Origin of the sequence: Streptomyces pluripotens (genome assembly GCF_000802245.2) — a bacterium.
In the GTDB taxonomy this organism is placed as follows: domain Bacteria; phylum Actinomycetota; class Actinomycetes; order Streptomycetales; family Streptomycetaceae; genus Streptomyces; species Streptomyces pluripotens.
Genome location: NZ_CP021080.1, coordinates 2,974,457 through 2,986,330, shown reverse-complemented (window position 1 = coordinate 2,986,330; position 11,874 = coordinate 2,974,457). Strand labels below are relative to the sequence as shown.

At 71.5% G+C, this 11,874-nt stretch carries 14 protein-coding genes; 6 read left to right on the top strand and 8 right to left on the bottom strand.

Features of this window, described 5'->3' with window-relative positions; genetic code table 11:
* Nucleotides 1-36 precede the first annotated feature (36 nt).
* Complete coding sequence (locus LK06_RS13335) at nucleotides 37-915, bottom strand: hypothetical protein (protein WP_039650989.1); 879 nt, start codon at nucleotides 913-915, stop codon at nucleotides 37-39.
* Between the two features lie 228 nt (nucleotides 916-1,143).
* Between LK06_RS13335 and LK06_RS13330 the strand changes: the two genes are divergently transcribed.
* Nucleotides 1,144-2,337: an RtcB family protein gene (locus LK06_RS13330; RefSeq protein WP_039650990.1), complete on the top strand. Its 1,194-nt coding sequence runs from the start codon at nucleotides 1,144-1,146 to the stop codon at nucleotides 2,335-2,337.
* 74 nt (nucleotides 2,338-2,411) lie between these two features.
* Here the strand turns inward: LK06_RS13330 and LK06_RS13325 are convergent, their stop codons facing one another.
* From LK06_RS13325 to LK06_RS13315, 3 genes are read right to left on the bottom strand one after another with little or no spacing between them, the layout of a single operon-like run.
* Entirely contained in the window at nucleotides 2,412-2,597 is a 186-nt protein-coding gene (locus tag LK06_RS13325; protein WP_039650992.1) for a hypothetical protein, read from the bottom strand.
* Nucleotides 2,597-3,373 (bottom strand): SDR family NAD(P)-dependent oxidoreductase, encoded by a 777-nt coding sequence (locus LK06_RS13320; RefSeq protein WP_039650994.1) that lies wholly within the window; start codon nucleotides 3,371-3,373, stop codon nucleotides 2,597-2,599. The genes LK06_RS13325 and LK06_RS13320 overlap by 1 nt, the downstream gene beginning before the upstream one ends.
* 52 nt (nucleotides 3,374-3,425) lie before the next feature.
* On the bottom strand, nucleotides 3,426-3,764 hold the full coding sequence (locus LK06_RS13315) for a YnfA family protein (RefSeq protein WP_039650996.1): 339 nt from the start codon (nucleotides 3,762-3,764) through the stop codon (nucleotides 3,426-3,428).
* Nucleotides 3,765-3,921: 157 nt separating this feature from the next.
* On the opposite strand from LK06_RS13315, the gene LK06_RS13310 reads away from it, so the two are divergent.
* The 3 genes from LK06_RS13310 (at nucleotide 3,922) to LK06_RS13300 (ending at nucleotide 6,832) form a co-directional block, all read left to right on the top strand.
* The gene (locus LK06_RS13310; RefSeq protein ID WP_043431936.1) at nucleotides 3,922-4,404 is read left to right on the top strand and encodes a hypothetical protein; all 483 of its coding nucleotides are present in this window, start codon (nucleotides 3,922-3,924) and stop codon (nucleotides 4,402-4,404) included.
* A 259-nt stretch (nucleotides 4,405-4,663) separates the two neighbouring features.
* Entirely contained in the window at nucleotides 4,664-5,386 is a 723-nt protein-coding gene (locus tag LK06_RS13305; protein WP_039650997.1) for a response regulator transcription factor, read from the top strand.
* Nucleotides 5,387-6,832, top strand: coding sequence for a sensor histidine kinase (locus LK06_RS13300; protein ID WP_174673861.1), 1,446 nt, complete (start codon nucleotides 5,387-5,389; stop codon nucleotides 6,830-6,832). It abuts the gene before it with no gap.
* An 84-nt stretch (nucleotides 6,833-6,916) separates the two neighbouring features.
* Here LK06_RS13300 and LK06_RS13295 read toward each other — a convergent pair whose 3' ends face one another.
* Together LK06_RS13295 and LK06_RS13290 are read right to left on the bottom strand one after the other, a co-directional pair.
* Nucleotides 6,917-8,710: a phosphatidylglycerol lysyltransferase domain-containing protein gene (locus LK06_RS13295; RefSeq protein WP_052269834.1), complete on the bottom strand. Its 1,794-nt coding sequence runs from the start codon at nucleotides 8,708-8,710 to the stop codon at nucleotides 6,917-6,919.
* A gap of 106 nt (nucleotides 8,711-8,816) precedes the next feature.
* Nucleotides 8,817-9,086, bottom strand: coding sequence for a hypothetical protein (locus LK06_RS13290; protein WP_039650999.1), 270 nt, complete (start codon nucleotides 9,084-9,086; stop codon nucleotides 8,817-8,819).
* Nucleotides 9,087-9,234: 148 nt separating this feature from the next.
* Between LK06_RS13290 and LK06_RS13285 the strand changes: the two genes are divergently transcribed.
* The gene (locus LK06_RS13285; RefSeq protein WP_039651001.1) at nucleotides 9,235-9,453 is read left to right on the top strand and encodes a M55 family metallopeptidase; all 219 of its coding nucleotides are present in this window, start codon (nucleotides 9,235-9,237) and stop codon (nucleotides 9,451-9,453) included.
* Here the strand turns inward: LK06_RS13285 and LK06_RS13280 are convergent.
* Nucleotides 9,405-10,022, bottom strand: a complete 618-nt coding sequence (locus LK06_RS13280) for a CGNR zinc finger domain-containing protein (protein ID WP_043431902.1) — start codon at nucleotides 10,020-10,022, stop codon at nucleotides 9,405-9,407. The two genes, LK06_RS13285 and LK06_RS13280, sit on opposite strands and share 49 nt — an antisense overlap.
* Before the next feature lie 89 nt (nucleotides 10,023-10,111).
* On the opposite strand from LK06_RS13280, the gene LK06_RS13275 reads away from it, so the two are divergent.
* Complete coding sequence (locus LK06_RS13275; RefSeq protein ID WP_174673985.1) at nucleotides 10,112-10,909, top strand: MBL fold metallo-hydrolase; 798 nt, start codon at nucleotides 10,112-10,114, stop codon at nucleotides 10,907-10,909.
* 12 nt (nucleotides 10,910-10,921) lie between these two features.
* On the opposite strand, the gene LK06_RS13270 is transcribed toward LK06_RS13275, so the two are convergent.
* Nucleotides 10,922-11,845 (bottom strand): LysR family transcriptional regulator, encoded by a 924-nt coding sequence (locus tag LK06_RS13270; RefSeq protein WP_039651005.1) that lies wholly within the window; start codon nucleotides 11,843-11,845, stop codon nucleotides 10,922-10,924.
* Nucleotides 11,846-11,874 lie beyond the last annotated feature (29 nt).

Below are 11,874 nucleotides of genomic sequence, written 5' to 3'. Positions count from 1 at the left end.
CTTTGCGGGGGGGGGCGGTGGCGGGGCCCACACCCCTCAACCGTTGAGTGCGTCGGCCAGTTGGGAGGCCAGATCACGGGCCCTGTCCTGCAATTCCTTGCTGTTCGGAACCGTTCCGGTGGCCGTCGGCTGCTCCTCGTACTGGATGGTGACGATGACGTTGGACGTGCGGAACACCACAGTCACCGTCCGCTGTGCGGCCGTCGGACCGGAGGTGCCGAGCTGGTCGTCGAGGTACGCCTCGTCACCGAGATCGGAGAGGGCGCGAGGCTGGAGGTCGGCTGGGAGGGCACCGGAGGATGAGCCGGAGGGGGACCCGGAGGCCGGGGCGGAAGCGGGGGCGGAGGCCGGTGCCGAGGCGGTGCCGGAGGAGGCCGGGTGCGAGGGAGCCGCCGTGTCGCTCGCGGTGCCGGTGGAGGCCGCAGCGGTGGTCGGGGACGGGGGCGTTGCCGAGCCGCTGCCCGGATGGGGCAGGCCGGCGGCCGTTTCCTCGTGCTGGAACAGCTTCTGCGCCTCGTCGTCGTCGCTGACCGTGTTGTCGTACGACACCACGCGCTCGAAGTCGATGGAGAGGCGGTCGGTGGCGTGGGCGGACTCGACCTTCCAGCGGCAGCCGACCTTGCGGTCGGTGTCGTAGGTCAGTGCGGCCTTGCCCCGGTAGGCCTTGTCCCGCTGGTCAGGGTCGGAGATCTGGGCGATGCCCGGTAGCAGTGAGTCGAGGGCGTCGTGGTCGACCGCACCGCAGGGTTCGGGCAGGGTGCGGTACTTGCCGGGCTGTGCGGCGGCTGCGGTCGTGCCGCCGTCGCCCGGATTGGCGTCGTCCGTCGAGCCGTCGCCCCCGGTGCCGCTCGTACAGCCGGCCAGTAGTACCGCGAGGAGGGCGGCGGTACCGGTTGCGTACGCCTTCCGCTGCACGGTCGGGCTCCTCTCGACGGTGGGTGGTCCAGGGCGGCAGTTCGCCTGGTGCTCCAGTGTCCCCGCTGGTTATTCGCTTGCTCCGGCGGGGCGCCCCCCGGAGACAATGTGTATCGCACGCATCGCCGCGACCGCTGGCCCGTGGTGCCTTTTCGGCGGACTCGTCATTGATTTTGCGTTGTGCTGTTTTTGATCCTTTGTTATTGCTTTCGGGGGAATGGGGAAGTCGTGTCGTACGTGGAGATGCCGGGTGCCCGGGTACCGATCCGGATGTGGACGGACCCCGCGGCCGTCGAGGACGTGGCTCTTCGTCAGCTCCAGAACGTGGCCACCCTGCCGTGGATCAAGGGCCTGGCCGTGATGCCGGACGTGCACTACGGCAAGGGCGCGACGGTCGGGTCGGTCATCGCGATGCGGGGCGCGGTGTGCCCGGCCGCGGTCGGCGTGGACATCGGGTGCGGGATGTCGGCGGTGAGGACGTCGCTGACGGCCAACGACCTGCCCGGGGACCTGTCGAGGTTGCGGTCGAAGATCGAGCAGGCGATTCCGGTGGGGCGGGGGATGCACGCGGACCCGGTTGAGCCCGGGCGGTTCCACGGGCTGGCCACCAGCGGGTGGGACGGGTTCTGGGAGCGGTTCGGCGGGATCGCCGAAGCAGTCCGGTTCCGTCGGGAGCGTGCCACGAAGCAGATGGGCACGCTGGGCAGCGGCAACCATTTCATCGAGGTCTGCACGGACACGGACGGTTCCGTCTGGCTGATGCTGCACTCCGGCTCCCGGAACATCGGCAAGGAACTCGCCGACCACCACATCGGCGTGGCCCAGAAGCTCCCGCACAACCAGGACCTGATCGACCGCGACCTCGCCGTCTTCGTCACGGACACCCCGCAGATGGCGGCCTACCGCAACGACCTGTTCTGGGCTCAGGAGTACGCCACGTACAACCGCATGCTCATGATGGCGCTCCTGAAGGACGTGGTCCGTAAGGAGTTCAAGAAGGCGAAACCGGTCTTCGAGCCGGAGATCTCCTGCCACCACAACTACGTGGCGGAGGAGAGGTACGACGGCGTGGACCTGCTCGTGACCCGCAAGGGTGCGATCCGGGCGGGTTCGGGTGACTACGGGATCATCCCGGGCTCGATGGGCACGGGGTCGTACATCGTCAAGGGCCTCGGCAACGAGCACGCGTTCAACTCGGCCTCGCACGGTGCCGGTCGGCGGATGAGCCGCAACGCGGCCAAGCGGCGCTTCTCGACGAAGGACCTCCAGGAGCAGACGCGGGGCGTGGAGTGCCGCAAGGACTCCGGCGTCGTGGACGAGATCCCGGGTGCCTACAAGTCGATCGACCAGGTCATCGACCAGCAGCGGGACCTGGTCGAAGTGGTGGCGAAGCTGAAGCAGGTCGTCTGTGTGAAGGGCTAGTGCCGCGACGGGGCGAACGTCGCCTGTTGCGGCACTAGGTCTACCGACCCGCGCCGGTTCGCGGCCGGGCGGTGCTACTTCGCGTGACGGACGGCGTAGATCATGACGAACGCCACGAAGTGGATGCCGAAGAGGAAGTAGGCCAGGAAGTACCAGACCTTGCGTTCGTCCTTCGTCTCCTGGGCCAGACGGCGCTTCTCCAGATCGGGGTCGGGACCCGCGGTGAGGTCCCGGTTCGCCGGAGAGTCGTTCTCGGACATCACAGCTCCCTGTGGACCTTGGTGTTGGAGGCTTGTGCGCGCGGGCGCAGGACGAGCAGGTCGACGTTGACGTGGCTCGGGCGGGTGACCGCCCAGGTGATCGTCTCGGCCACGTCGTCCGCGGTGAGGGGCTCGGCGACGCCTTGGTAGACCTTGGCCGCCTGCTGAGCGTCCCCGCCGAAGCGGGTCAGGGCGAACTCGTCCGTCTTGACCATGCCGGGCGCGATCTCGATGACGCGCACCGGCCGGCCGACGATCTCCAGACGGAGGGTCTCGGCGAGCACATGGGCGCCGTGCTTGGCGGCGACGTAGCCCGCGCCACCCTCGTAGGTACCGTGGCCGGCGGTGGAGGACACCACGACGATCACGCCGTCGCCGCTCGCCACCAGCTTGGGGAGCAGCGCCTGGGTGAGGTTCAGGGTGCCGATGACGTTGGTCTCGTACATCGTGCGCCAGTCCGCCGGGTCGCCGGTGGCCACCGGGTCCGCGCCGAGGGCGCCGCCCGCGTTGTTGACCAGGACACCGATCGTCGTGAAGGCGGTCGCGAACTCGTCCACGGCCGTGCGGTCGGTCACGTCCAGCTGGTACGCCACCGCGGAATGGCCCGCCTTGGTCAGCTCCTCGGCCAGGGCCTCGATACGGTCCTTGCGGCGGGCGGTGAGAACGACGCGGTAGCCGGACTCGGCGAGCTGCCGGGCCGTTGCGGCGCCGATGCCGCTGCTCGCACCGGTGACGACGGCGATGCGGGATGCGGCGGACGGGACTGCGGTGGCCATGGACTGCTCCTGGGGTCGGTCCGGGGACGGTCCCGTCCAGCGTATGCGAGCCTCAGGCTCCGTTCCGCGGCGCCCACATGATCACGGCCATCCCCGCCAGACAGATGAGCGCCCCGGCGATGTCCCAGCGGTCGGGCCGGTAGCCGTCGGCGACCACGCCCCACAGGATCGATCCGGCCACGAAGACCCCTCCATAAGCGGCGAGGACGCGCCCGAAGTGGGCGTCCGGCTGGAAGGTCGCGACGAACCCGTACGCGCCGAGGGCGAGCACTCCGCCGGCGGCCCAGAGCCAGCCGCGCTGCTCGCGCACCCCCTGCCACACCAGCCAGGCGCCGCCGATCTCGAAGAGGGCTGCGAGGAGGAAGAGGGCGGCGGAGCGGAGGACCGGCATGTCGCCAGCCTCGCATGCCCGGACGCGGCCGCTGCGACCGCGCCGGGAGCCCGTCACCTGTTGGAAGGCGCCTGGCGAGCGACTCGCGTGGCATACATCCGTACAACACACGGGGAACCCGATGGTGAGACGGCGAGGAGTGGTGAGCGGCGTGCGGATGCGGACACGGGTGTGGTCGGCGGTGTTGCTCGGGGTGCTGCCGGGGATCTGCGGCGGCGCCGTTCTGGGGTCGGGGCCCGCCGTGGCCGCTCCCCTGCCCGAAGCGGACCTGGCGTTCCACGGGTCGGCGGTGATGGACGGGGACCGGGTGGAGGTGCGGCTGACCCCGCGCAACAACGGACCTGCCGCGGTCGCCGACGCCACCGTCCGGCTGCGCTGGTCGGCAGTGCTGGCGGACCGGCAGCAGTTGCCCGCCGGGTGCGTCCGGGAGGACGACCGGACGGTGCTGTGCGGAACCGGGGCGCTGGCCGCCGACGGGGCGGGGGAGCAGGTGCGCGTGGCGGTACGGCTCAGGGAGCGGCCGTCGGAGGTGATGCTGGAGGTGGACACCGCGTGGAACGGGGGCGTGCTGGACAAGGACCGGTCGAACGACCGGCTGACGGTGCTCGTCCTGGCCACCGGGGACGCGTACGCGTTCTGAGCCGGGCCGGTCGCTTCTGAGCCGGGCCGGTCGGGTCGGGTTCACCACGGTGGCGTCCGCGACCCGCGCCTACCTGGGCGGTGGGGTCCGCACGCGTTCTTCACCGTGCCGGGCCGGCCCGGGAACCGGCCGGACGCGGCAAAGAGGACGGCAGGGGCCGACCCGGGTTGCCCCTGTGACGGTGAGAGGCCGGTAAAAAGGCCGATCGTACGCCCGCCCGCCCCGACCGGACCGCCGCGGGCCTTGGCAGACTGGAGGCGTGCCCCAGACTGTGCTGCTCGCCGAAGACGACCGTGCCATCCGCAATGCCCTTGAGCGTGCCCTGACCCTGGAGGGGTACGAGGTCACGGCGGTCGCCGACGGCGTCGAGGCACTGGCGCAGGCCCACCGGACCTCGCCGGACGTCCTCGTGCTCGATGTGATGATGCCGGGCATCGACGGCCTGCAGGTCTGCCGGGTGCTGCGTGCCGAGGGCGACCGGACCCCGATCCTCATGCTCACCGCGCTCGTGGAGACGGCCGACCGCATCGCGGGCCTGGACGCCGGAGCCGACGACTACGTGGTCAAGCCCTTCGACGTCGAGGAGGTCTTCGCCCGGCTACGCGCCCTGTTGCGCCGCACCAGCCCGGTTCCCGGGGCGAGCGGCGGTGAGTCCGGTCGGACGGACGCCCAGGTCTCCGGCCGGCAGCTGGAGGCCGCAGGCGTCCGCATGGACCTGCAGGCGCGCCGGGCCTGGCGCGGCACGCGGGAGCTGGAGCTGACCCGTACCGAGTTCGAGCTGCTGGAGCTGCTGGTACGCAACGCGGGCATCGTGCTCGACCACTCCACGATCTACGACCGGATCTGGGGCTACGACTTCGGCCCCGGCTCCAAGAACCTCGCCGTGTACGTCGGCTACCTGCGCCGCAAGCTGGACGAGCGCGGGGCCACGCAGCTCATCCACACCGTGCGGGGCGTGGGCTACGTGCTGCGGGAGGACTGAGTGCGCCGCCTGCCGCGGCTGCCGGTCCTGCACCGGCCCAAGCTCGTCTCCCTGCGCACCACCTTCGCCGTCTCCTTCGCGGCCGTCACCGCGGCCGTCACCATCCTCGTCGGCATCCTGTCCTACGGATCCGCGGCGCGCCTGGTCCGCGTCGACCAGCAGTCGGTGTTCACCCAGGTCGTACAGGACGTGCGGGACGAGGTGCGGCAGCACCAGATGGGCCCGGAGGACTTCTCGTCGGCGCGTCCCGGGCACGACCTGGTGCGGCCGGCCCGCACCGATGTGCAGGTGCTGGGCGCGCGGGGGCAGATCGTGGACCACGGCAGACCCGTGCTGCCCGTCACCGCCCAGGACACGTCCATGGCCACCGCACGGCCTGCCGGGGCGGTCGTCCAGTACAAGGACGTACCAGTCGACGAGGACGTGTTCCGCATCGCCACCGTCTCGCTCGGCGGCGGGCGCGGGGCGGTCCAGGTGGCGCAGGAGTTCAGCGACACCGAGGATCTCCTGCACGCGCTGCAGCAGCGCACGCTCATCCTGATGTCGGCGGTCGTGGTGGCCGCCGGGCTGTTCGGCTGGTGGCTGGCCCGGCGGATCACACGGCGGCTGGTGATCCTCACCTCCGCCGCCGAGAACGTGGCCCGCACCCGGCAGCTGGGCATCGAGGTGCCGGTTGCGGGACTGGACGAGGTGGGGCGCCTCGGCCGTGCCTTCGACCGCATGCTGGGGCGCCTCGCGCAGTCGGAGGAGGACCAGCGCAGGCTGGTCCAGGACGCGGGGCACGAACTGCGGACGCCCTTGACGTCGCTACGCACCAACATCTCCCTGCTGCGGCGGATCGACGAACTGCCGCCGGCGACACGGGAGGAACTGGTCGCCGACCTGACCCAGGAGGCCCGCGAACTGACCGACCTGGTCAACGAGCTGGTCGACCTGGCCGCCGGGCAGTCCGACAGCGAGCCGCCGCAGCGGGTGGACCTGGCCGACATCGCAGAAGACGTGGTCGGCCTGGCCAAGCGCCGCACCGGCCGGCAGATCGTGCTGCGCGCCAGCGGTGACACGACGGCCGAGGGGCGGTCCGGAATGCTCCAGCGGGCCATGTCCAATCTGGTGGAGAACGCGGCCAAGTTCGATCGGGGCGGTGAGGCGCCGATCGAGGTTAGGGTCACCGGCCCGGCGCGGCCGGGCACCGTGCGCGTGGAGGTGTTGGACCGGGGCCCCGGCATCGCCGACTGCGACCTGATGCGCATATTCGACCGTTTCTACCGGGCCGCCGACGCGCGCTCCCTGCCAGGGTCCGGCCTCGGGTTGTCCATCGTGCGCGAGGTCGCCCTGGCGCACGGCGGAGCGCCGTTCGCCTCCCGGCGGGAGGGCGGCGGGGCGGTCATCGGCTTCACGGTGGGCGGGGCCGCCACGGAGAGCGCGGGCGTGCGCGGCGGGGGCTGACGTCCCCGTGCGGATACCCCGAGCCGTGCGGGCGGCCCGGGCCGACGGCGTGCAACGACCCCGGGGGCCGGGTGTCCACGCCGGTTACGACCGGCCCCCCATCCCGGGGAGCGTGAGGAACCCCTCCGCGCGGGCGCTCGCCAGGCCGATCCGCGGAATGTCGCTGCTCTTGGCGAAGAGCAGGAAGCGGGGCTCCCAGACCGGCCGGTACTTGGCGTTGGCCCGGTAGAGGGACTCGATCTGCCACCAGCGGGAGAAGAAGGTCAGGATCGAGCGCCACAGGCGCAGGACGGGGCCCGCGCCGAGGCGGGCTCCGCGTTCGAAGACGGAACGGAACATCGCGAAGTTGAGGGAGACGCGCTGGATGCCCATCTCCTTCGCGCGGAGCAGGAGTTCCACGACCATGTACTCCATCAGGCCGTTCTCGCAGTCGCGGTCGCGGCGCATCAGGTCCAGTGAGAGGCCCTGTTCGCCCCAGGGGACGAAGCTGAGCAGGGCGCGGGGGGCGCCGTTCGCGTCCAGGCACTCCAGCATGACGCAGCGGCCGTCGCCCGGGTCGCCGAGGCGGCCGAGAGCCATGGAGAAGCCCCGCTCGGTCGCGCCGTCGCGCCAGTGGTCGGCGTGGTCGACGAGCAGAGCCATCTCCTGGTCGGGGATGTCCTCGTGGCGGCGGATGCGAACGGTGTAGCCGGCCCGTTTGACCCGGTTGTGGGCCTGGCGGACCACGCGCATGGCGCGGCCTTCGAGGGTGAAGTCGGCGAGGTCGACGAGTGCCTCGTCGCCGAGTTCGAGGGCGTCCAGGCCGTGGCGGGCGTAGATCGTGCCCGCTTCCTCGCTCGCACCCATGACGGCGGGTGTCCAGGCGTGCCGGCGTGCCTCGGCGAGCCAGGCGTCGATGGCGCCGGGCCAGGCCTCGGGGTCGCCGATGGGATCGCCGGAGGCGAGGCTGACACCGCTGACGACGCGGTAGGTGACGGCGGCCTTGCCGCTGGGGGAGAAAATGACGGCCTTGTCGCGGCGCAGGGCGAAGTAGCCCAGGGAGTCGCGGTCGCCGTGCCGGTCGAGGAGGGACCGCAGCCGCTCCTCGTCCTGTGGGGAGAGCAGGCACTCCCCGCGCGGGGCGCGGAAGCAGGCGTAGAGGACGAGGAGGAAGACCGCGGCGATCAGGATGTTGACGATCACATCCGCCCAACGGGGGGCGTCCACCGTGGACGCGTGGTCAGCGAGCGGGCCGACGCTGATTCCGCGCACCAGGGTGTAGGCGATCTCGTCGGTGAGGGAGGCACCGGGGAGCTTGTTGGTCGCGTGGACCAGGAAGGTGCCCAGGGTGCCGCTGACGAGTGTGCCGCCCGCACCGACGGCGAGGGCCAGGCGCGGGTTGTAACGGTCCCCGATGGCTTCGAACTCACGCCGGCCGATGAGCAGGGCGGCGACGAACAGGCCGGTGAGGGAGGCGGAGAGCCAGTTGAAGGGGTGTTCGCGGAAGGGGGCGCGGGTGAGGGCCACGGCGTAGAGGCAGAACAGGGGGCCGGCCAGGAGGAGGTTGAAGACCCAGGCGGCCCGTTTGCGCCGGCGCATCACCACCGCCAGGAACAGTGCGAGCGCCGCCGAGACCAGTCCGGCGGTGGCCAGGTAGGGGGTGAAGAACTCGCCCGCGTTGTGCTCGTGCACTTCCTCGCGGAAGGGGAGCGACATGACCCCCACGAGGTTCAGGACCACCATGAGCCGCAGGTACCACACGGTGGCCGCGGCGGCGCGGCTACGCAGCCGACTGCCGCCGGCCGGGCGGAAGCGGGTCGGGAGCAGGCGGATGCTGCGGCGGGGGTTGTGCCGAGCGGGCACCTGTGAGGAGATCAGGGTCGGCTGTCTCGCAGGCATGGTGACTGGTCACCTTGGAAGAAGGGGACGGGGCAAGGCAGACCCTACATCTTGTAGGACAGCATGGACACGGGATGCACACAGTCGGTGCACAGCATCCCATCCGTCAATCGGCGGTGCGGCGCCGGGCCGCCGCCAGCAGCCAGGCGAGGTTGCCCGCGGCCGCTCCGGCCGCCACTGCGGCGACGATCACCCCCGCGGTGGCCAGGCCGTCGCTGAACAGGTGCGGGCGTCGGTCGAGGCTGTGCAATCCGAAGCCGCACAGCTCGTACACGCCGACGGCGGCGATGGCGAGGCTGACGGCCAGGAGGGTCAGCGTCGGCGCGAGGCTGCGTACGCAGACGGGTTCGCCGGGTCCGGTTTCGGTGTCCTGCACGAGTCCCCCGTGAACAGTCGTATGAGTCGTGTGCGTCATCTGGAAAGCTGCGTGAAGCGGCGGAGCGGGTATGCGATGGGCGCGTGGATGGCCCTGCGGCTGTCGGCGGTTGGGAACCTACAATACGTAGGGTTGGTCGGGGGGTGTCGTGCGGATCTCCATCAGCGTGGACAGGGAAGGCGTCACCGGACTCGTCGACGCCGACGACGTCCAGCCGGGCGGCCGGGACTACGAGCGTGGCCGCTCCATGATGGCCGAGGGCGTGAACGCCGCCGTGCGCGGCACGCTGGCGGGGAGGGGTGCTGTCGGCAGCTGGGTTCAGCCGGTTCGGTCGGCCGTTCCGGCCCGGCCGGTGCGGCGGGCGTAGGCGCGGGCCGCCCGTGCGCGGTCACCGCACCGGGTGGAGCACCAGTGGCGGCGGCCGTGGCGGAGCAGGTAGCGGTTGCACGGGGGTGAGCCGCAGGCGGTGAGGCGCGCGGCGTCGGCTCCGGTGAGCAACTCGGCGGCGTCGGCGGCGAGGACGGCCAGGGCGTGCTCGACGATCTGGGTGGTGGGGTGGGCCGCGGCCCGGTACAGCCCGCGGTCTGGGGCCCAGTGCAGCAGGGAGGCGGCCGGGGCGTGGGTGAGTGCGTCGTTCAGGGCGGTCAGGGCATCACTCGGGGCGGGCCGTCCCTCGACCTGGGAGGCGAGCACCCTGCGGATGTGTCCGCGCAGGGTGCGCAGCCGGTCCGCGCAGGTCTGGTGCAGATCGGTGTCGGTGGGAGCGAGTGCACGGTCCACCAGCCAGCGTTGCGCTTCGCCGGGCGTGCCCAGGAGGTCGGCCGATTGGCCGCCGGGCAGGGTGATGGCGCTGTTGGCGAGGTCGAGGGCGGGGTACTGCTCCGCGCCGGGCGCGAGGGGGAGGGGCGGCTCATCGCTCTCTTTCACAAGTCTCATGGTACGGCTTGCGCTCATCCGTGAGGAAGGACTAGCGTCTCTCACGGATGAAAACACTTCTATCCATGAGGTGAAGGGTTGTGGCTGCTGTGTCTCCCGGGTCTTCCGGCTCTTCCGGCTCTTTTGGGTCCGTCGCCGGTGAGCGGATCCCCGTCCGTGTCCTCGGCGGTCCCACCGTGCTCATCGAGTACGGCGGAGTCCGCTTCCTCACCGATCCGACCTTCGACGGCCCCGGCGACTACCCCTCGCCCAGCGGCCGGACCCTGACCAAGACGGCCCCGCCCCGGATGACCCCCGCCGAACTCGGCCCAGTGGACATCGTCCTGCTCTCCCACGACCAGCACGCCGACAACCTCGACCACTCGGGCCGGTCCCTGCTCACCCGCGTGCCCCGCACCTTCACCACACCCGCGGCTGCGGAGCGCCTTGGCGGCACCACCGAGCCGCTCACCCCCTGGCAGTCCGTCGACTTGCCCCGCCCCGACGGCGGTGTGGTCACCGTGACCGCCGCCCCCGCCCTGCACGGCCCGGAAGGTTGCGAACCGCTCGTCGGTGAGGTCACCGGCTTCCTGCTCACCTCCGCCGACCTGCCCGGCGTCTACGTCAGCGGCGACAACGCCTCCCTGCGCATCGTCGAGGAGATCGCCGCCCGGTGTGCCCCCGTGGACACCGCTGTCCTCTTCGCCGGCGCACCCCGCATGCCGGTCCTCGACGACGCCCTCCTGGTGCTCGACGGCAGCGGCACAGCGAGCGCCGCTCGACTCCTCGGTGCCCGCCGGGTGGTCCCGGCCCACTGCGACAGCTGGGCCCATTTCACGGAGACCCGGGAGGACGTGGTGCGGGCGTTCCAGGAGGCGGGCCTGGCGGACCGCCTGCAACGGGACTGACCGTGGCTGCCCTCAAGCCGGGTGCGGACCCGCTCCCGCGGTACGTCCCGCCCTCGCCCCGACCCCGAGGACGTCGAGCATCGCCCGGGTGGCCGGGCTGGGGTTGAACCGGCTCCAGGCCAGGTACTCGACGCGATGCGGCCCGTCGGCCACCGGCACCAGTGAGAGTCCGGGATCCCCGGCGGCCAGTGGCCGGATGAACGCCGACGGCAGCAGTGCGACGCCGAGTCCGCGCGCGATCAGTCGGGTGATCAACTCGACGACGCCCGCCTCGTACGCGACCTCGCGGACCAAGCCGGCGGCGGCGAACGCCTGATCGGACTGGGTGCGGCCGGGTGTCCCGGCCGCGAAGTCCACGAACAACTCTTCGGCGATATCCCGCAGTTCGACCCGGGGTGCGCTCGCCAGTCGGTGTCCGGCCGGCACCACCAGTACGTGTTCGTCGTGATCGAGCACGACGGTTTCCACGCCGAGCGGCGGTTCGCCCTCCGGCAGGCCGAGGAAGGCGATGTCCAGCTCGCCGTTCCGGATCGCCGCCGTCAGCTCGTCGCTGCGTCCGGACCGGAGCACGACATGGACGTCCGGATGCGCGGCGCGGTACCGCTGCAGCAGCTCGGGTACGTCGATGGCGGCCGTGGTCACGATCACGCCGACGGCGAGTCGGCCGCGTACCGCGCCGGTCGCGGCGGCGGCATCGGCGACCGCGCGATCGGCGGCAGCGAGGCACTCGCGCGCGCCGTCGAGGAACGCCGCTCCGGCGCTGGTCAGTTCGACGCGGCGGCTCGACCGGGCGAACAGCCTGACCCCGAGCTCCCGCTCCAGGGCGGCGATCCGGTGGCTGAGTGAAGACTGCACCACCGAGCAGCGCTCGGCGGCGCGGGTGAAGTTGCGGGTCTCGGCGACGGCGACGACGTACCGCATCTGCTGCATATCCATCCGGACAATGGTTCTCTTTCATAGTTGCC